The sequence below is a fragment of the Pseudomonas graminis genome (genome assembly GCF_900111735.1).
GTDB lineage: Bacteria > Pseudomonadota > Gammaproteobacteria > Pseudomonadales > Pseudomonadaceae > Aquipseudomonas > Aquipseudomonas graminis.
This window is the reverse complement of the sequence record NZ_FOHW01000001.1, coordinates 229756-249356: the sequence shown is the minus strand read 5'-3', so window position 1 is coordinate 249356 and position 19601 is coordinate 229756. Positions and strand designations below refer to the sequence as shown.

At 53.7% G+C, this 19601-nt stretch carries 22 protein-coding genes and 1 riboswitch; of the genes, 4 read left to right on the top strand and 18 right to left on the bottom strand.

Going from position 1 to position 19601, the window contains the following annotated elements; all coding sequences use genetic code 11:
- Position 1: 1 nt before the first annotated feature.
- The 6 genes from BMY98_RS01080 to BMY98_RS01060 all read right to left on the bottom strand — a co-directional run bounded on the left by BMY98_RS01080 (position 2) and on the right by BMY98_RS01060 (position 5661).
- A complete protein-coding gene (locus BMY98_RS01080) occupies positions 2-1459 on the bottom strand; it encodes a cbb3-type cytochrome c oxidase subunit I (RefSeq protein WP_046722265.1) in 1458 nt (485 codons plus the stop codon).
- Positions 1452-1958, bottom strand: a complete 507-nt coding sequence (locus tag BMY98_RS26615) for a c-type cytochrome (protein ID WP_012723156.1) — start codon at positions 1956-1958, stop codon at positions 1452-1454. The genes BMY98_RS01080 and BMY98_RS26615 overlap by 8 nt, the downstream gene beginning before the upstream one ends.
- Positions 1955-2317: a hypothetical protein gene (locus BMY98_RS01075; protein ID WP_224265906.1), complete on the bottom strand. Its 363-nt coding sequence runs from the start codon at positions 2315-2317 to the stop codon at positions 1955-1957. The genes BMY98_RS26615 and BMY98_RS01075 overlap by 4 nt, the downstream gene beginning before the upstream one ends.
- Position 2318: 1 nt before the next feature.
- Positions 2319-3554: a molybdopterin-dependent oxidoreductase gene (locus BMY98_RS01070; protein WP_103388956.1), complete on the bottom strand. Its 1236-nt coding sequence runs from the start codon at positions 3552-3554 to the stop codon at positions 2319-2321.
- Positions 3555-3613: 59 nt separating this feature from the next.
- The gene (locus tag BMY98_RS01065) at positions 3614-4606 is read right to left on the bottom strand and encodes a YVTN family beta-propeller repeat protein (RefSeq protein WP_012723159.1); all 993 of its coding nucleotides are present in this window, start codon (positions 4604-4606) and stop codon (positions 3614-3616) included.
- A gap of 158 nt (positions 4607-4764) precedes the next feature.
- A complete protein-coding gene (locus tag BMY98_RS01060; RefSeq protein WP_012723160.1) occupies positions 4765-5661 on the bottom strand; it encodes a LysR family transcriptional regulator in 897 nt (298 codons plus the stop codon).
- A 115-nt stretch (positions 5662-5776) separates the two neighbouring features.
- On the opposite strand from BMY98_RS01060, the gene BMY98_RS01055 reads away from it, so the two are divergent.
- A complete protein-coding gene (locus tag BMY98_RS01055) occupies positions 5777-6946 on the top strand; it encodes a TDT family transporter (RefSeq protein WP_012723161.1) in 1170 nt (389 codons plus the stop codon).
- A gap of 8 nt (positions 6947-6954) precedes the next feature.
- Here the strand turns inward: BMY98_RS01055 and BMY98_RS01050 are convergent, their stop codons facing one another.
- Positions 6955-7563, bottom strand: coding sequence for a uracil-DNA glycosylase (locus BMY98_RS01050; RefSeq protein ID WP_012723162.1), 609 nt, complete (start codon positions 7561-7563; stop codon positions 6955-6957).
- Positions 7564-7608: 45 nt separating this feature from the next.
- Here BMY98_RS01050 and BMY98_RS01045 point away from each other — a divergent pair, with 45 nt between their 5' ends.
- Both BMY98_RS01045 and cydB read left to right on the top strand, forming a co-directional pair.
- On the top strand, positions 7609-9036 hold the full coding sequence (locus BMY98_RS01045; protein WP_012723163.1) for a cytochrome ubiquinol oxidase subunit I: 1428 nt from the start codon (positions 7609-7611) through the stop codon (positions 9034-9036).
- A gap of 3 nt (positions 9037-9039) precedes the next feature.
- Positions 9040-10047 (top strand): cytochrome d ubiquinol oxidase subunit II, encoded by a 1008-nt coding sequence (gene cydB, locus BMY98_RS01040; protein WP_012723164.1) that lies wholly within the window; start codon positions 9040-9042, stop codon positions 10045-10047.
- A 131-nt stretch (positions 10048-10178) separates the two neighbouring features.
- Here the strand turns inward: cydB and ppa are convergent, their stop codons facing one another.
- The 8 genes from ppa to BMY98_RS01000 form a co-directional block, all read right to left on the bottom strand.
- Positions 10179-10730, bottom strand: coding sequence for an inorganic diphosphatase (ppa, locus tag BMY98_RS01035; protein WP_012723165.1), 552 nt, complete (start codon positions 10728-10730; stop codon positions 10179-10181).
- Between the two features lie 114 nt (positions 10731-10844).
- Positions 10845-12128, bottom strand: coding sequence for a phosphopyruvate hydratase (eno, locus tag BMY98_RS01030; RefSeq protein ID WP_012723166.1), 1284 nt, complete (start codon positions 12126-12128; stop codon positions 10845-10847).
- A gap of 73 nt (positions 12129-12201) precedes the next feature.
- Positions 12202-12543, bottom strand: a complete 342-nt coding sequence (locus tag BMY98_RS27220) for a hypothetical protein (RefSeq protein WP_032657050.1) — start codon at positions 12541-12543, stop codon at positions 12202-12204.
- A gap of 103 nt (positions 12544-12646) precedes the next feature.
- Entirely contained in the window at positions 12647-12913 is a 267-nt protein-coding gene (locus BMY98_RS01020; RefSeq protein WP_012723168.1) for a hypothetical protein, read from the bottom strand.
- Positions 12914-12955: 42 nt separating this feature from the next.
- Positions 12956-13279 (bottom strand): DUF190 domain-containing protein, encoded by a 324-nt coding sequence (locus tag BMY98_RS01015; RefSeq protein ID WP_012723169.1) that lies wholly within the window; start codon positions 13277-13279, stop codon positions 12956-12958.
- An 83-nt stretch (positions 13280-13362) separates the two neighbouring features.
- On the bottom strand, positions 13363-13728 hold the full coding sequence (locus BMY98_RS01010; protein WP_012723170.1) for a hypothetical protein: 366 nt from the start codon (positions 13726-13728) through the stop codon (positions 13363-13365).
- Positions 13725-15071, bottom strand: coding sequence for a voltage-gated chloride channel family protein (locus BMY98_RS01005; RefSeq protein ID WP_012723171.1), 1347 nt, complete (start codon positions 15069-15071; stop codon positions 13725-13727). Before BMY98_RS01005 ends, BMY98_RS01010 begins: the two co-directional genes overlap by 4 nt.
- Before the next feature lie 80 nt (positions 15072-15151).
- Positions 15152-15224, bottom strand: a riboswitch (Fluoride riboswitch).
- A 95-nt stretch (positions 15225-15319) separates the two neighbouring features.
- Complete coding sequence (locus tag BMY98_RS01000; protein WP_012723172.1) at positions 15320-15643, bottom strand: DUF190 domain-containing protein; 324 nt, start codon at positions 15641-15643, stop codon at positions 15320-15322.
- A 137-nt stretch (positions 15644-15780) separates the two neighbouring features.
- On the opposite strand from BMY98_RS01000, the gene BMY98_RS00995 reads away from it, so the two are divergent.
- Positions 15781-16284, top strand: coding sequence for a hypothetical protein (locus BMY98_RS00995; protein ID WP_074883857.1), 504 nt, complete (start codon positions 15781-15783; stop codon positions 16282-16284).
- Between the two features lie 27 nt (positions 16285-16311).
- Here BMY98_RS00995 and BMY98_RS00990 read toward each other — a convergent pair whose 3' ends face one another.
- From BMY98_RS00990 to BMY98_RS00980, 3 genes are all read right to left on the bottom strand, one after another.
- Positions 16312-17145 (bottom strand): sugar phosphate isomerase/epimerase family protein, encoded by an 834-nt coding sequence (locus BMY98_RS00990; RefSeq protein WP_074883460.1) that lies wholly within the window; start codon positions 17143-17145, stop codon positions 16312-16314.
- A gap of 95 nt (positions 17146-17240) precedes the next feature.
- A complete protein-coding gene (locus tag BMY98_RS00985; protein WP_074883856.1) occupies positions 17241-18413 on the bottom strand; it encodes an MFS transporter in 1173 nt (390 codons plus the stop codon).
- A gap of 179 nt (positions 18414-18592) precedes the next feature.
- Positions 18593-19519, bottom strand: coding sequence for an alpha/beta hydrolase (locus BMY98_RS00980; RefSeq protein WP_074883457.1), 927 nt, complete (start codon positions 19517-19519; stop codon positions 18593-18595).
- Positions 19520-19601 lie beyond the last annotated feature (82 nt).

Here is a 19601-nt window from a genome sequence, read left to right as displayed (position 1 = left end):
CTTAAACTCCCGCTAACGTAGGGTGAATGACGGGAGAGGTACTTACGGCAGCACCGTTGTTTCGGGCTCCTGTAGTTAGGCCCAGGAAAAACGCGATGAAGCCTGCCAGAATCGGCAATCCGCTTAGGTCTCTGATCCACCAGTACGCCAGAGATGCGCGTACAGAGTCCATCCACGGCGCGGTGGTTTCCCATATTTGTGCCTGTACCAAACCGCCGGCCGTTAGTGTGGTGAACATGGCCAGTAGGCCGATAGTTATCAGCCAGTAAGCCCAATTCATCGCCGCTGCGCTGTAGCGGTTGTTTGGTATACGCTGCCAGGCATGGGCAATCCCGCCAGCGGCAACGAAGGTTGCAAAACCCAGCATCGCGAGATGCGAATGGCCAATTACCCAATCGGAAAAGTGAGTCAATCGGTTGACCGGCATCAGAGCCTGGAACGCGCCCTGCAAACTGACGATTAAATAGAACACCGTGCCCGTCCAGACAAACCTCAGAGGGACATCGCTTGCGACTGTCGAAGCTTGGCCTCGCAGTGACATCAGTTGGTTGAATACAACTAGTATCACGTCCATGCCCAAATACACGGAGGCGATAATGGCCGCCTTCTGCGCGTCCATGGGGATAGCCGAATAGACGTAATGGTGAGTGCCATTGAGCGGATAAAAAAAGAATAGAAACCAGAAACCGATCATTGACAAAAAGTGGCTATAGATAGGTCGATTGGTGGCGGCCGGAATAATGTAGTAAGAGATCGCAAGTACAAATGGCGTAACGAACAAACCCACTGCGTCGTGAATCCAAAGCCCGCTGAATGCAGCACCTTGCGCGCCGGGGATAAATGCAGGCGCGAAATTTCCTACTGGATATGCAAGCAGCGTAAATACGGCTCCGCCGATCAGGTACCAAGCCGAAATATACAAGCCTCCTCGTTGCCGCTTAAGCAAGAAAGGCCCCGCGAATTGGGCACATACCAAAATCAGACCGAGTACTACCACTAGGTCCACGATCATTGGGAACTCCGCCCATTCTAAAGACTGTATTGCGAACCATGGGCTATCGAGCCCGAGGGAAATAAGTAACCATCCGGGCAAAAGGACACCAAGATTCCAAATATAGAAAATGACCCAGCCCAATCTGCGACTGAACACCGGGCGATCAGCCAGGCGCGGGACCATGTGGTAACAGAACGCAAAGAAAGCATTGGCAAGCCAACCAAAAAAAATACCTTGTGTGTGATCGAACCTCAGGCGACCCCAGGTCAGCGCTGCGTGGCTACTCAGCAGATCGGGCATTGTCAGCTTCAGAGCAACAAGCAGGCCCGCAAGAGCTGATAGAAACAGTGTGATCACTGCTGCATAACCGTGGGCTTTGATAAGATCGTAATCAATGCGCGGCAAAATATCCGAGGGTTGATTCGCGTCTAGAGCATGCTCTGTTCCAGCTATCAGTCTACTCATGGCTTAGCTCCTTCAACGAAACGGTTTTGGAGCGGCTTAGAATCCATGCTGCCGTTCCTGATCGCTCCTCCGGCGTCAGTGTTATGTCCGTAGGCCCTGCAGAATAACCATCCCATCCTGGTTGGGGATGGGAAATGGCAGCGACCATGACAGCCAATGCTTCGTGATTAAGCGGCTTCGTCCCAATTACAGATTTATATCGTGCAAGGACTGCATTCCAGCTAGGACCTACCGAACGTTGAGTCGCGTCATGACACCCTGCGCAACGCTGTTGGACCACAATTGCGCCTGCGCCGACCAATGCAGTGGTCAACTCGACCTTATCTGTTGAGTCCACTCGCGACGGGAGAGCATCTCCTCGTCGGGTGATATCCGAGGCGCCGTGGGTGCCGATGACCTTCCAAGATATCAACGTGCCGAGCGCCAATACACCAATCAACATAGCCAATGCAGTTCGGGAAATCCCATGGGCCGATGTGTCGCGAACAGGATCACTCATGGTGTCTCCTTGCCATTGAAGAACATCAGATAATCGATGATTGGTTGTACGGCTTCGTCGGGGATGGGCGCTCCATATTCGTCGCGCATTTTGGCGACCTCAGCCGCCCAGGTTTTACGCGGAAATGCAGGTTGGTTGGTAACGTAACGAGGAGAATGGCAGATCACGCATTGTGCCAGAAATTCGCTGCGCCCCGGACCGTCCGGCAAGTAGGGCTCGTCGTGGGGAACAGTGATTGAGTGCACGGGAGCACCAAAATCGACCTTCGGTTCCTCGGCCGCAAAGGCGCTTGGTATCCAAATAGGTAGGCTACACATCAAGGCAAAAAAGAGCATTCTAGGCTGGAGAAATGTCGTCATCTCACACCACCATTCCAGTGGTTTGTTCGATAACCCGGCGCGCATAGCCTCCCCGATTCCACTGGGTGGTCAGTTGACCTTGCCCGGCGCGGTTGGTGGCGCGGACCTTGAACGTGTATCGGCCTTTGTCAAGGGGGGTCCATACGAAGCGCCACCGACGCCAAGAGAACCGGCCGATCTCGGGGTCGAGCGTCGCATCTGCCCAAGTACGCCCGCCGTCAACTGAAACCTCAACCCGAGCGATACCATCGCCGCCATCATTGGCTAAGCCCTCTAGCATGTATGGATGATTTACAAGCAATAGTTCTTCGGGTTCTGGACGTACGAATACGGAGTGAGTGACAAAGCGGTTGATGGGTACCGTTTTCTTGGAGAGGTTTCCTGGCTCCTCGTTGATCTCTGGATTATCAGGAATTCGGTAGGCTTGGTTCATCCAAATATTGCTTAAAGGTTTATCTAGCACCTCAATGTGAGCCAATGATTTAATCCAGTAAGTCGCGTACCAACCGGGTACCACTAAGCGCAATGGAAAGCCATTGAGCATCGGCAGTGGTGCGCCATTCATTGCGTATGCAACCATCACATCACCATCATTGGCATGGTCAAACTTCAATGACTTCACGATCTTTGGCAAGCCTGGCATTGGCGACTCATCCAGCCCAGAAATTGCCACCTCGACTGCTCCTGCTTTAACACCTGCACGATCAAGGAGGTCCTTGAGGCGAACGCCTGTCCACTGTGCATTTCCCATCGCGCCAAATTGCCATTGCCCACCAGGAGGTTTAGGACCAAACAAGCTTCTGGCATTGCCTGAACATTGGTTCATGGCCACCAGTGTCACGGGCTCGAACTCGTTGACCAAGGCATCAAGAGAAAAAGACTGAGGATTGGCAACCTGGCCATCGAGACGCAGTCGAAAGGTTCGCGTATCGACCTGAGTTGGATACCCCGACAGATGCCACCGAACAAAATAGGCTTCGTTAGGCGTCAGGTCCTGGCGAAAATAATGCAGCGGCGTTTCCAACTGCGGCGGACGATCAGTAATCAGAATCAGTCCCGTTTTCTCTGGAAAACGTACAAGGCGTCGTTCGGACTCTGCGGATTCGATCCTATCTAGTTGCGCCAAGTCCGTTCCAGAAAGGGCTTGGCGCGGAAGCAGGCTAGCGAGACCAGCGCTAGTGGCCAACCCGAGTAAACGACGGCGATTCATCATCCAGAACTCATCACTTCCATTCATTATTATTCACCAGGTCGTGGAGTATCAGCAGGCCCTCGAGAAGGCCTGCGTTGTTTCGATCAGTCAGCCTTGAGCGTCGATACCACCTTGTTGCTGGCGAGATCGACGGTGGAGATGCTCAGGTCCTCGTTGAGGACATAAGCCTTCGACTTGTCTTTGGTGAAGACAATGGCCTGGCGGGGTGCCTTCAAACCGGTCACAGTGGTCGTCACTTTCAGCGTTTTGGTGTCTATCACTGACAGGGTGTTGTCACCCAGGTTACCCGAGTAGACGTGCAGTCCGTCTGGAGTCAGGGCTGCACCGTAGGGGTCTTTGCCCACCATAACGGTGGTTGTGATAGCGCGTTTTTGAGTGTCGACAACTGCGATGCTGTTACTGCCGCTGTTAGCCGCGTACAGCGTATTGCCGTCGGCCGATATGGAGATGGCGCGCAACTTGTTGAAGCCAGTGATCTCACCTTCGATCTTATTGGTCTTGCTGTCGACCAGGGTGATTTTGTCGCCAAGAAAGTTGGTGACATAGACGGTTTTGCCGTCAGGGCTTACTCGGATGCCTTGGCGCGGTTGGGAGAAGCCAGGTACCACAGCTACTGGTCGTTGGTGATCAAGGTCAATAACCGACAAGGTGCTGGCGGCCTCGTTGTTGACGTAGAGCAGGCTCCCATCCTTGCTGAGCGTGGTACCAAAAGCACCTGCACCTAACGGAAGATCTGCGATGACTTTTAATGTTTTGGTGTCGATCTTACGAACGACCCCTAAGCTGCTGTCGGAAAGGTAGAACACATCGCCGTTTGGAGAAAAGACAATGTTGCGTGGCGTGATATAGCCGGTGAGAACCTGACGAACCTTGCCGGTTTTCAAGTCGTAGACCACCACGTCAGGACGCTGACTGTAGGAGACTACGGCTGTCGATTCGTCAGGGCTGACAGCCAGTGAGTTGTTATGAATATCACCATCGAAGGTCCAGCGATCTTCCGCTGCCGACGCACTCATTGATGCGGCGAGCGCGATACCCAACGCCAGTGCAGTCACTGTTTTCTTGATCACATTCATCAGAGGTTCCTCACAAGGGGCAGCCAGGCGTGAGATTGCGCCTTGGCAAATGCAGCTCGCTGATTGCTGCTAGACAATGAGTTGACCTTAAGCGCTTGGGATAAATTCCGAAAACAAGTTGTTGTGGTAGTAGTTACCTACTTTTCAAATAGATTTCGTTAGCTTTGGCTCGCAAACTGAGTGCAACTTTGCCAGAACCGTTCAAGTCCGGACGAGATGAATTTTTCCCGGTGGCGGATCAGAAAAAAGCGCCGGCTCAGCCCAGGCAACGCATGCGGCAGTTCAATCAGGTCTTGAGAAGTCAGCAGATCCCGAACGACCCTGCTCGACAGGCAACTGATGCCGATGCCTTGTGCAAGGACGTGTTTGATGGCTTCTGAGCTGCCGATCTGGCGGGTTTCAGCGAGGTCGTGCAGGTGACGCAACAGCAACTGTTCGACTTCCTCCCGAGTGCCCGAGCCAGGTTCGCGGAGAAGCCACTCAGCAGTACGCAGGTCATCAAGGGTGACCTGCGACTTGAGTGCTAAAGGGTGACGTTGGCCCGCTACAATGAGCAGTTCATCTACAAGCCAAGGTTCGGCACTCAGTTCGGGCAAGTGGCACGGTCCCTCAATCAGTCCCATATCAATCTCGAAATCTGCGACCTTCCGGGCGATAGCCATGCTGTTGGCCATATCAACATCGACCCGCAGGTGCGGAGCCGATTGGCGTAACTCGCCAAGTATCAATGGCAAAACATAGTTGCCTATAGTGGTACTACAGCCTACCCGCAAGCGAGTCTTCAGCTCTGCATGCCCTGGAAGGAAGCTGTTTTCTATCTGCAACGCGTTCTCAAGCATGCTTCTGGCCTGGGGCAGTAATGCTTGGCCGTTATTGTTTAACACCAAGCGTTTGCCTACGCGATCGAAAAGCCGGGTATCCAAGGCGCTTTCCAACTCGTTGAGTGCGGCGCTGGTGGCCGATTGCGAAAGTGACACAGCGATGGCCGCGCTGGTGGTGCTGCCCTGTTGCGCAATGGCGCAGAAGATTTGCAATTGACGTAGGCTTAACTTCAATTTTCTACCTCTTTAACAGGTAACGTAAACCTATACTATCCGTTTAGCCGCTAACCTCATCAAGCTATACTTCAGGCAAGTCACATTGAATGAACACTGAAGCGGGAGCGCGAAAATGAGTGATACACGACTCGCAGCGATTATGGGCGGCAGCCATCCACTGGCAGCATTGTCCAATCCACGAGAAGCGATCCGGCAGTTCACACCTAACTGGTTCGCCGCCACGATGGGCACCGGGATTCTGGCTCTGGCTTTGGGCCAACTGCCATTTGCCGCGCAGTGGCCCAAAGTGTTAGGTGAAGCCTTGTGGTTTTTCAATATCGCGTTGTTTTGCCTCTTTACGGTGTTGTACGCAAGCCGCTGGGCCCTGTTCTTTAATGAAGCCAAACAGATCTTCGGTCACTCCACCGTGTCGATGTTTTTTGGAACCATCCCCATGGGGCTGGCGACAATCATCAACGGATTTCTCCTTTATGGCTTGCCACGCTGGGGGGATGGGGTTGTCGCTTTAGCTGAAGTCCTGTGGTGGATCGATGTCGCCATGGCGTTGGCGTGCGGGGTTCTGATCCCGTTCATGATGTTTACCCGCCAGCAGCACAGTATCGACCAGATGACAGCAGTATGGCTGCTACCTGTGGTTGCGGCCGAGGTAGCCGCCGCCAGTGGTGGGCTACTGGCGCCGCACCTTGCTGATGCGAGTGCACAGTTCACCCTGTTGATCACCAGCTACGTGCTATGGGCATACTCAGTGCCCGTTGCCTTGAGTATTCTGGTGATTCTGCTGCTGCGCATGGCATTGCATAAATTGCCTCATGAGAGCATGGCGGCATCGAGCTGGCTTTCATTAGGGCCCATTGGTACTGGTGCGTTGGGGATGCTGGTACTCGGCAGCGACGCTCCGGCGATCTTCGCCGCTCATGGAATGGCCGGCATCGGAGGCGTTGCCGAGGGCATTGGCTTGATCGGTGGTGTGCTGTTTTGGGGGCTTGGATTGTGGTGGATGGTTTTGGCGCTGCTGATTACCGGTCGCTACTTCAGGGAGGGTATTCCTTTCAACCTCGGCTGGTGGGGTTTCACCTTTCCGCTAGGCGTGTATGCGGTGACTACCCTTAAATTGGGCTCCATGTTGCACCTCGCGTTCTTCAATTTTGTGGGCGTGGTACTGGTATTGCTGCTTGCGATCATGTGGATCATCGTCGCGGCCAAAACTTTGGTAGGCGCGTATCGCGGCAACTTGTTCATCTCGCCCTGCATCGCCTCGCTGAACAAGATGAGCAAACCCTGAACCTTTGGCTACTCAATCGACTGTTTGGCGTCACGCAGCGTGGATAGGATGCGTTGCCGAACACTCGGGTGAGTGCAAACAGAAAGCGGGCTGGGGTGTGGCATCTCGAGCAATGAGATATCGGGAAAGGCGTGTCGAACCCGCAGCATCGCCTGCTGAGCGACACGTCCGGCAAATACGACAGTCGCGAGATCAGGAAAATGCGGAAGCAGCGTGATTAGCTTCTCAATTCCCTCCTCAATTTGCGCCCTGCGGAGCGACGCCTTGGGCTTTTCAAGATCGGGCAGCCAAGGATATAGATTCCAGATAACGGTCTCTCGGCGTTCCAACCCAACCTGTTCCATGAAACTTTTGAGGTTGCGTTGTGCAGGCCCCGGATTGTCTCGTGAGACATACCGTGCACGACTGACCGTTCGCGCGGGTGACTCTAGCAATATCAATATTTTGGCGTAGACGCCGCCATCCAACGGATCGAAATACGGCAAGGTTTTGTCGCCCGTGGACTGGGAAATCACCCAGCGCGTCAGTTGCGCAACGTTCGGCATCAGCAGAAAAATTTCTCGCGCTTCAAGCGAAATCCCGAGGGGGGCGGTGCCTTGGTGAGTCGACACTGACAAGACGCTTCCTCTATTGATACGAAATTGCCATTAGGAGGCCACGATATGTTCGATCTTCAAGCTCTTGACCTCGCGCGAATGCAGTTCGCTTTCACCGTTTCATTCCACATCCTGTTCCCGGCAGTTACCGTCGGGCTGGCTGCTTATCTAGCAGTGTTGGAAGGTCTTTGGTTGAGGACGCATGACAATACCTATCGGACCTTATACCACTTTTGGATCAAAATCTTCGCAGTCAACTTCGGTATGGGTGTGGTGTCAGGATTGGTCATGGCGTATGAGTTCGGTACCAATTGGAGCAGATTTTCGTATTTCGCCGGCCCTATAACGGGGACCCTACTGACCTACGAGGTACTGACGGCTTTCTTTCTTGAAGCTGGATTCTTGGGTGTGATGCTTTTTGGTTGGAGTAGAGTCGGCCGTGGCCTACATTTCTTTTCTACCGTGATGGTGGCCGTTGGCACCTTGGTTTCCTCGTTCTGGATTCTCGCCTCTAATAGCTGGATGCAAACCCCACAGGGCTTCAAAATTGATCATGGTCAAGTGATTCCGATGGACTGGCTGAAGATTATCTTCAATCCGTCTTTTCCTTACCGCCTGGTGCACATGTCGATTGCTGCCTTCGTGGCAACGGCGTTCTTTGTCGGCGCTTCAGCAGCCTGGCACCTGTTGGGAGGTCGCGATAACCCGGCCGTCCGTCGAATGTTATCAATGGCGATGTGGATGGCGTTGATTGTGGCGCCGATACAAGCCGTGGTGGGCGATGCTCACGGGTTGAACACTTTGGAGCATCAGCCGGCAAAAATTGCGGCAATAGAGGGCCACTGGGAAAACGTGGGCAATGAGCCGACGCCGTTGATCCTGTTTGGCTGGCCCGATATGAAGGCTGAGAAGACCCGGTTTTCCGTCGAGATTCCCTACTTGGGCAGTTTGATCCTTACCCACAGCCTGGATCGTCAGATTCCTGCCTTGGCATCCTTTGCGCCGGAGGATCGCCCCAACTCGACTATCGTGTTCTGGTCGTTCCGTATCATGGTTGGCTTGGGAATGCTGATGATTTTCACTGGACTGTGGAGTCTATGGTTGCGAAAGCGCGGCACGCTCTACCGGTGCCGCTCGTTCTTATACTTCCTGATGCTTATGGGGCCGTCAGGGCTGATCGCCCTATTGGCCGGCTGGTTTACCACTGAAATCGGTCGTCAGCCTTGGGTAGTGTATGGACTGCTGCGCACTGCCGATGCTTCGTCGAACCATAGCGTGGCGCAGATGAGCATTACCTTAGTGCTGTTTGTCCTGGTTTATTTCGCGCTTTTCGGAACCGGCTTGGGCTACATGATGCGCCTGGTACGTAAAGGACCCCAAAATCACGAAGGCGACGCGCTTAGCCACGGTGGGCCTGGCCATCTGCGAACACCTGCCCGTCCTCTATCTGCCGCCCACGGTGGCGATGCTGATAGCCATCACAAGGGGCATTGACTCATGGGCATTGATCTTCCGCTGATTTGGGCCGTGATCATCATCTTCGGCATCATGATGTACGTAATTATGGACGGCTTTGACCTAGGGATTGGCATTCTTTTTCCTTTCATGAAGGGCTCGGGCGATCGCGACGTAATGATGAACACGGTCGCGCCTGTCTGGGACGGCAACGAAACCTGGCTCGTGCTTGGCGGCGCGGCGTTGTTCGGCGCCTTCCCGCTGGCCTATTCGGTGGTCCTGTCGGCCCTGTACCTGCCGCTGATTTTCATGCTGTTCGGGCTGATTTTCCGCGGCGTGGCCTTCGAGTTCCGTTTCAAGGCCACTGACGAGAAGCGCCACATCTGGGACAAGGCCTTTATCGGCGGCTCCCTGGTGGCGACCTTCTTCCAGGGCGTGGCGTTGGGCGCCTACATCGACGGCCTCCCGGTGGTCGATCGCCAGTACGCCGGGGGCGGCCTAGACTGGCTGACGCCGTTCAGTCTGTTCTGCGGCGCTGCGCTGATAGTTGCGTATGCCTTGCTTGGCTGCACCTGGCTGATCATGAAAACTGAAGGCGTGCTGCAAAAAGCCATGCATAACCTGGCCCGTCCTTTGACGTTGGCACTGCTGGCTGTGATCGCCGTGGTCAGCTTATGGACGCCGCTCGCCCATGGCGATATCGCTGCACGCTGGTTCTGCCTACCGAACCTGTTCTGGTTCCTGCCGGTGCCAGTCCTAGTGTTGGTGACTATGTGGGGGTTGTTCAGGGCCGTGGCGAGCAGTGCTCACTACGCGCCTTTTATCTTGACCCTGGTATTGATCTTTCTGGGTTACAGCGGCCTCGGCATCAGCCTGTGGCCGAACATCGTCCCACCGTTGACGTCGATCTGGGATGCCGCAGCCCCCCCGCAAAGCCAAGGTTTTATGCTTGTAGGTGCTCTGCTCATTATCCCGATCATTCTGGGCTACACCATTTGGAGCTACTCCGTGTTCCGAGGAAAGGTTAACGATCAGGCAGGCTATCATTGAGTGAACTGACACCCTTTAAATGCCTCGGGAATCTCTAGTCCGTTCAGGAATGCAGTCCTTGGGTTACTTCGCCATCAGTGACATTATTGCAGTGCTTGGAGCGTAGCTCGGTACACAGGTGGCCACATCCTTTAATGTGGCGAGTGGTCCCCCTTTTTTGGTTTATACGTAGCTACCGATTTGCGAATCTCTTCTCGGGCCTCATCTGCGCTCCCCCAACGGCCCATCTTTACCCACTTACCCGGCTCCAATGCCTTGTAGCTTTCGAAGAAGTGCTGGATCTGTGCGAGGAGTAATGCAGGGAGGTCAGAGAATTCCTTTATGTTGCTGTACACAGAGCTTAGTTTTTCATGAGGCACCGCGATCACCTTGGCATCCGCTCCAGCTTCGTCCGTCATGTACATCACGCCAACCGGGCGACTACGAATGACAACGCCAGGCGATACCGGGTAAGGGCAAATCACCAAGACGTCCAACGGGTCTCCGTCATCGCTCAACGTATTTGGAATGAACCCGTAGTTGGCCGGATAGAACATGGGCGTGCTGAGGAAGCGGTCTACGAAAATTTGTCCACTCGGCTTGTCCACCTCGTACTTGATCGGCGAGTGGTTTGCAGGAATCTCGATAACGGTGAAGAAGTCATCGGGGATCGCGTTACCAGCTGGAATATCCGTGTAGCTCATGCTCATATCTCCAAGCGTCTAGGAAAGGCCAATGCCACTGACGTTTTTGCCAACAGCGATATGTGGTTCGTTTTTTACGGTAACCAGTACAACAGGTTTACCGGCTATAGGCCGTCAGCGCACGAATGCATCATGTCCTGCATAAAACGCATGGCTGCCAAGATGCTCTTCTATTCTCAGAAACTGATTGTATTTCTCGACCCGCTCCCCTCGACATGGAGCGCCCGTCTTGAGATGGCCAGTACCCATGGCAACAGTCAGATCTGCGATGAAGCTGTCTACAGTCTCCCCGCTACGATGAGAAACCATAGCTCCCCAATTTGCCCCGTAAGCCATTACGATGGCGGCTTTGGTCTCAGTCAGGGTTCCGATTTGATTGGGTTTAATCAGTACAGCATTGGCGACGTTTTCTTTGATGCCTCGTTGAATCCGTTCGACGTTGGTGACAAACAGGTCATCTCCAACCAACTCGATCCGGTTACCCAGCGCAGCATTCAATTGCTTCCAGCCCGACCAATCGTCTTCCGCGAGGCCATCTTCCAGTACCGCAATCGGGTACTTGTCGACCCAGGAGGAATAGAGACTAATCAGCTCTTGAGCATCGACCTTACGACCTTCAGAGCGCAGATGGTAAAGACCGTTCTCATAGAAACCGCTGGATGCTGGGTCGATAGCGATCTCGATCTGAGATCCAGGGGTATAACCGGCCCTTTCAATTGCCTTAATGATCAGCTCAATGGCATCTGAGTTTTTCTTGAGCGTCGGCGCAAAGCCGCCTTCATCTCCGACCGCTGTTGAGTAGCCGGCGTCCTTAAGCACCGCTTTCAGCTCGTGGTACACCTCAGCGCCCCAACGCAAGGCTTCCTTGAAACTGCCAGCCCCTGTAGGTGCAATCATAAATTCTTGGAAGTCAGGGCCTTGCCAGTTTGCGTGAACACCGCCATTGAGAATATTGAACATTGGGACGGGCATTCTTGCTGCTTGCTCGCCGCCCAGATATTGGAACAAGGGCACTTTCATCGCAGAAGCCGACGCTCTGGCTACGGCGAGGCTGACGCCCAAGATGGCGTTTCCTCCAAGCCTAGACTTATCAGGTGTTCCATCCAGCTTAATCATCAGATGATCAATCTGTTCCTGGTCAACTGCATCCTGGCCTCTCAGAGACTCAAGTATTTCGGTATTCACATTGCTAACGGCCTTTAACACTCCTCTGCCGGAATACCTCTTTGGATCATGGTCACGCAACTCAACAGCTTCGTGAGCGCCTGTAGAGGCACCGGACGGGACTGAAGCCCGGCCCAGTGTTCCGCACTCCAAGGTGACGTCGACTTCAACGGTAGGGTTACCGCGTGAATCGAGAATTTCACGTGCATGAATAGCCTGGATTTGCGTTTTCATTGATTTTCTCCAAGGGACGATTCGGGAACGTCATTAACCATGTGAATAAGTCGAGAGGCCTCGATTTCGGAAGTCAGCTCTCCATGAGTATTCTGAACAGCTGCACTGCCGACACCGCAATTGCGGGAACCAAGAAGCCTCCAATAATTAGCTCAGGAATCTCTCCCACCAAGGGCATGAATTGCCCTCCCTTTGCCATCTGGAAAAGCTCCAGCATTTGGTTTGACGCAACCATCACAGAACAGCAGTACGCAGTCTGGGCTTGTAGCATGGCCCGCCTTTGATCTAGCAGATGAAACGTCAGCAACGACACTCCAATGCTTACGATGAAAAGCGCGACGAATTCATAGACGGATCCTGTAAAAAGCCTGCCCATCACAAGCCCGAATACGATGCTCAGCATCACTGCGCTCATGTGGTATCCCATTTCTCTAAAGTGGTTTTGATGAGCCGACGTCGGTGAGTTCCATTTCGCAATCTCATCTTTGGATTGCCCACCACCATCGCGCTCGTAACGTTCAACGTTGCTGTGCTCTCAGCTCGTAGCCAGGTACGCAGGTGATGGTCACGTCTGCCTTGCAGGATTTCTCACTGGGCATGCGCATCGTGACCAAGGCGCCTTCGAGCGAGGTGACGATGTACCAACCCTCGCTCGATACCTTTTGGCTGCCTGCAATGCCCGCCAAAAAAAGCGCCCAAAAAACCAGTCCTACGAGGAGCGGCCTGTTGTCACGAGCCCAGTTGACGGGGGCTGGCTGTGGACGCAGGTTATAAATTCGGTACATGGCGTTTATCCTTTTTACTGGTTGTCCAACAAACCGTGGTTTTCAGCTTTTCGCCTGGCCCACTCGACCGTACTCGATGGGCAATTTGATAAAGCTCAGCGAAAACGCCTCCTTGGCCAATGCTTCCAGCAACTTCTCGCACCCGGGCTCATCAGTGGATATCGTCACTGTGACCGGATGATCAGCACCGCTGAGGAAATGCGCGGTATGCAAATGTCCTAAATGATCCAGGCCTTCCGTACCGCTCACCAGCGTCGCTCCCAACATGCCCTCTCGTTTGGCGAACTCAACCAGCCACTCCCCGAGTGGAAGATGCTGGTAGTTGGTACTCTGTTCAGTGAAAAACGTCAGTTGAAAGCCATTCATGGCAACATCCTCTAATGTGGCGAGAGCGACCAACGGTTAGTCGGCTATGCCTCTTCATTTGCGAACTGTTTCTTTGAACTGAATTACAAGGCTTCACTGAGCGGTAACTCGCATAAGAGAAGAACTGCTCGCACCTTGCGCAACTCGTCAGCGTGGTCGCGCAGGAAGGTGCGCAGCTTGACCTCTGTATCCAGCAATTCCAGACACTGCGGATGACGCATATCACCAAGCTCCGGGTGATGATGGGAAATGCGATGGCCCGTCAAATAGCCCGCAGAAATCGGTTTGAGCATGACCTGATCAATCTTGGCTTTCTGCGCGACTTTAAGAAGGTGTTGGGCAAGTGCGGGCGCACTCAGGTGATGCCAGAAATTTGTAACTCGAGCCCGACTAGCGCCAGGGAAATAGAGCTGCAAAGCTGTCAGGCGATCTTGGCGATGTTCGGTCATTTCTCTTCCCCAATAAAAGTCACTTTGCGCTCGCTGGCGGATTCACTTTGAGCATGAAATTGCTTGATATCGGAGAGCCGGATTTCCTTCGGCAGAGGACGGTGATGCTTGCTGTGACCGACGCGCTGGGCGTGATAGATCCCGGTATGCCCGGATACGAGGTAACTTGCGATACAGGCAATGGCTGCAAGCGGAGCAATTTCAGGCCCGAAGAGCTCCATGGCCATGACAATGGTTGCCAGTGGCGTATTAGCTGCACCAGCGAAGACAGCGACAAAACCGATACCAGCCAGCATGCCGAAGGGAAGATGTAAGAGGGGCGCTAGCGCGTTCCCCAAGGTGGCTCCAATGTAAAACAGCGGAGTGACTTCGCCGCCCTTGAATCCAGTCCCCAGGGAGACAACGGTGAACAACATCTTTCCAAGCCAGTCCCAAGGAGCCATTGGCATTTGAAAGGATTGGACGATGCTCGGAATCCCCAGTCCGATGTACTTATCGACATCGGTGTAATGGTTGCTACCAAGCGCCCACACTGCCACTGCGATCAGAAGGCCGCCGGCGAATGGTCGTAATGGCGAATAGGAGATAAGTCGTTTAACGAAAGCCCCTAGCTTATGGGTGGTCGTCGCGAATAGCAGGCCAGTGAGGCCGAAGATAATCCCAGCGGCGACCACAGCCATGACGCTCCAGAGCTGCACGGGAACCACTTCGCCAATGACGTAATGCGTATGAACCACTCCCCAGGCTTTCCCCACCTGGTCAGCAACGATTGCCGCAACCACGCAAGGGAAAAGCGCGTCGTAACGCATGCGTCCGATGGCCAACACTTCAAGTCCGAACAAAGCCCCGGCAAGAGGGGTGCCGAAGACGGACGCAAAGCCAGCACTGATACCGGCCATGAGAATCACCCGGCGATCTTCGCGGCGTAGCCGAAAGACATGCGTCAATTGATCCGCAAGAGCGCCGCCCATCTGCACCGCCGTTCCCTCACGTCCCACAGATGCACCGAAGAGGTGGGAAACCACGGTTCCGATTAGCACCATCGGCACCATGCGCAAGGGAATAGTCTTTTTAGGATCGTGGATCTCATCGATGATCAGGTTGTTTCCGGCATCAACTGGTTTGCCTATCAGGTGATACGCAAGTCCCACGGCAAAGCCAGCAACTGGCAGGAGCCAGAGCACCCAGGGATGGGCTTCTCGCCACTGGGTGGCATGATCCAAAGAAAGGAGGAATAACGCAGAGGCAGAGCCTGCCAAAAGAGCTACAAGACCAGCAAGCGCAAGCCATTTCGCAATATAGGGCAGTAAGTCGAGTTGTTCAGGTCGTCGAAATTTAGACATTTGGCCAGCCACAAAAATGTAAGTGGGCCTGACCAAAAAGGGGATTCTGGGCGCGAACGCCTACAGACCTGGTTGATCAGGTTTCTGTAGGCATCATCAGCTGCTACGGGCACAGCGGTTGGTTAATGGAGGAATGCCATCTCCAATGAGCCGATCTTAGCGAGCTCTGTCCAAAATGTAAAATCGTGTTTCGGAGCACGAGGCAAGCGTAGGCGTCTTCGAGTCACCGCTTATGAAAGCAGGCCAGACTAGGTGACTTCTGTTCCGGCGAAGCCCATCTCAACTGGGGTTTTTATGTAAAATAACGAGATATCTTCAAGCTCCAATCGCTTGAATAACTGCACAGATTCGTCCTCGGTAATGGCCATACGAATTTCGGTAGGCTGATCCGCTAGTTCAAAAAAATGCGAGGAATGCAGCCGGCCGGTATGCCCAAAGCCTTCGATACCTGTGGACAGAGTCGCACCCCGCAGTCCCATTTCTTTCGCCAAATCAACGATCCAGTCGCCGAGCATCTTTCCCTGATAGCGACGATTCTGTTGAGTAAAGAAAGTGACCAGAAAACCTTTCATGTTCCTCTCCTAAGCGCGTGCTGATTATTTGATAGGACAGAAGCCCGGCAGCCGTCATTGCCACCCGGGCAGGATTCACACTGGCATCATGCGCACTGGTCAAGTCGGATGCAAACGACTGGTCAAGTCGAATGCAAATGGCTGGTCAAGTTCATGCAATTGCCCAGGTGGCTCTTACAAGTGGCTGCAACTCAATCATGTACGGCAAGCAGTATGCTGTTCCTCAGCCTGGTCAACCCTCAGCGACGGTGCGTATGAAATACGATCACGGCGCCAGGCTGGATCTGATGACGTTCAACGAAAAAGGGTGTTACGCGGGTTACACAACGCTGCTTGCCACTGGTGACTTCGTCGAGTCTCCAGTGGCCGTGGATAAAGAGCTGATTTTGACTTATCGCAGTGAAGTCGGAGGCATGCAATGCCAGGTTCCGTTCTCTTTCACGCCTGAAGAGGGCGCTACGTATACCGTGGCGAAGAGGTTTTGGAGCGAGCCAAGGAAAGGCGTCTTATCCGTTGTCAGCCCAGACCAGTATTTCTGCGCCGTAGACGTAGTCAAGAAAGTTGGCGATCAGGAAAGCGTTGAACCTGTTCAGCCGCTTCGGATTGATACGGGATTTGCATGTCTCAAGTGGGTGAAATAAAGGAAGTTCTGTGACTGCCAGTCAGGCTTAAAGTGACAGGCTGTCGAAGATTCGCGTACTGGCTTCGATCGCCAGGCTGATTGTCGAAGCGTCTCTCCACAGCGAGTCAGAAACCGAGTCTGAGAAGATCTCCAGAACATAGTCACCCTTGTAGCCACACTCCAATAGTCTGCGCAGTATGGGTGAAAAGGATATCTGACCATCCCCGAGGGCACGTCGGTCATGCAGTGACCTTGGGCGACGCCAGTCAGCTAGCTGCACCAGAAATAGCTTCTCTGATGTGATTGATTCGATAAGGGCCGGATCCTGCCAGCTGTTGTAAATATCGAGGCAGACGCCAAAGCTTTTTTTGTCCACCGATGCGGCCATCTCTTGAGCTTGGCTGTAGGCGAAAAGAATGGAGTTGGCGTTCATAAGAGATGGGCCGAGAGCCTCCAGAGCGATCTTCATCCCCTGATCTTCGGCATGGTTGGCCAGAGTCTGGTAACGCTGCACGCAGCCTTCCCAAACTTTGTACTCGTTGCCATCGGGATCAGCTCCAGTGTTTGTCACCAAAGGCAGACCTTTCCAGTATTTGCTAAACAGATCCACCGAGCCAATGAGATTTTCCAGCCGGGCCTCCGGAGACTCTGGCTGCGGTGCTGAAGCGGATGGAAAGACTGTAAGCGTCTTAGGTTGGATGGACGTGATCCGAACACCGCTTTCTTTGATATACGCCAACTGGTCATGAGCCTCGCTACGATCAACCGAGAGCTTTTTCTCATCTATCTCCAGTCCGCAGTCCAGTGTTTTGCAGAGGGCCAAGTCCTGCTCCAACGTTAGTGGCTTGGTGGTGATCTGGCTGATAGCTAAGCGTTGCATAGTGCTTCCTGTGAACTTGGCTCGGATGAATTGCGCCATTTGCGCAAGCAGCCATTGGCTGCCTCGACTGATAGGACGGTATCCACATCTACAACTCATTCATGATGATGTACGTTGCTTCGTTCGATTTTCCATCGAACAGACAGCGCCAAAAAAATGAAGCATGCGCCAACCCAACCTATGGTGCTAACGCCCGCGCGATCTATCAGCAACCCAGTAATGACTGCACCAATGCCGATGCCTAGATTTATCATTGATACGTTTATGGCATTGATCAACTGACCAGCGTTCCCAGCCCTTTTTAATACGTCTATTCCGACAAGCAGGCTGACACCAGCGTGGCTGCTGGCAACAATGATGATGGCGAGTGGTACAGCCCATGTGAGATTGCCAAAAACTGACAGGGCGCACATGCCCAAGGCCATGGTCATCAAGACCCGTCTGAACAGTGGCTCCAGATCATCTTTTACACGTCTGGACAGGATCAAATTGCTCACGATGTCTGCGACGCCGTAGAGACATAGGATCAGCGTGACGTTCATCTCACCGAAGCCGGTTTCCTTTTCCAGGAAGGTAGCCAAGAAGTTGAATACCGAGGCAACGCCAGCAAATATTAAGCACGAACTGACCAAGGTCATTGAGACGTCAGGCTTGAAGGCTACACGCAGGGTGTCGCGCAGATTTTCTTTCTGCCGCGATTCTTCTGCAGGCCTCACCCAAATCCACACGGTTAGCAAAGCCACACTGCTCAGCGCTGTCATCATCCACATTGCCATCCGCCAATTGGTGGCGTCTGCGATGAGTTTGCCGACTGGGACGCCTACGACCGATGCGATCGAGATTCCCACCAAGACTCTACCAATCGCCATGCTTTCATTGCGGCCTTGCGACAGTGACTTCGCGGCCAGAGCGGCGTTTGTCCAGAAAACAGCAACGCCGATTCCTCCTAGTACGCGACCAATGAGGATGATGGAGTAGTCGCTAAAGACTGCGGAAATCCCATTCCCGAGAACGAGTGCCACGCACGCGGCGATGAGGAGGGATCGTTTCGAGGCCCGGTGTGCTAGAACACCAATGATTGGCGCGCTGATGCCCATGCCTAAAGCAAAAGCCGTCACCAGCCCACTCGCGGCGCCAATAGTGATGGCCAGCGAAGTTGCAATTTCAGGCAGTAAACCTGCGACGATAAATTCAGAAGAGAGCATTACAAATGCAGTGAAGGTCAGCGCATAGACCCTTGGGTTGATCGTGCTGCGGGCTGGTGTCATCGGAAAAACCATCTTCTGAGTTCAGTGGACACGGCCTGCCAAGCAGGGGCGTTAGGTGAAATATTAGGGGGTTGGGCAGGGCGCTTGCTCAGGCTCTCGGCATAGCCTGATGAAGCTTTTATAGAAACGGGATGAGCAAAACCGCGACAGCCACAAAGCTATCGCGGTTGTCCTTCGTTTTAGCGGTTAGCGTCGGCCAAGCCAGCCTCGATGAACCGAGCGGAACTCTCCATAGCCTGCTGACCTTCCGGCAGCATGGCGGCGTAGAAGTGCCAGGCGTGGAACATCGCAGGCCATACTTCCAGGTTCACGCGAACTCGGTTATCAGCCAGGTGAGTTGCAAGGCGCATTGCATCACTCAACATCAGCTCGTTCTCGCCGATCTGCACCAAGATTGGTGGAAGACCGGTGACGTCCGCGAACACAGGTGAGGCCAGAGGATGATTGGCCAATGTGTCGCCCAGGAATGCTCTGGCGAGGATGTCCAAGACAGGCTTGGAGTTCAGAGGATCCAGCCCTTCACGGTTGCTCATGGAAGTACCGGTGTGTTCAAGGTTTGCCCATGGCGAGATGGACGAACCCACTGCAGGCAGTGGAAGCCCTTTGGATTTAGCAGCCACCATCACGCTGACAACCATCGCGCCGCCAGCTGACTCGCCAGAGAATGCGATCTTGTTAGCCGGGATTTTCTGCTCAAGCAGCCACTCGTAGGCGCGCAGTGTGTCGTCAATAGAGGCTGGGAACTTGTGCTCAGGGGCAAGGCGATAATCCGGCATGTAGACACGAGCGCCGAGCATTTTTGCGTAGTTGCCGCCGATACCGTGGTAACCGTCTGGACGACCAACAATGTATGCGCCGCCATGGATGTACATCACTACTGCGTCGGTCTTGATCTCATCAGGGGTAACGAGTGTGCCCGGTACGCCGCCCATGTCGACCGCTTCGAATTTGACGCCAGCAGGCGCAGGATTCTGTGCGAGCATTTTTGCGTAAGAGTCGCGGATGTCGCTCATTTTTGTGGTGGTATCGATTCCTTTAAGAACGGGTACCAGATCGCTCAGGCTGTTGGCCCAGGTTTGGACGGCTGCTTGGACTTTAGTGTTCATAATGACCTCAATTGATCGTTGGGCAATGGAGTAGCTAATTGAGATACTATGCTTCTTATTGGGGAATAGGGTTCCCCATATC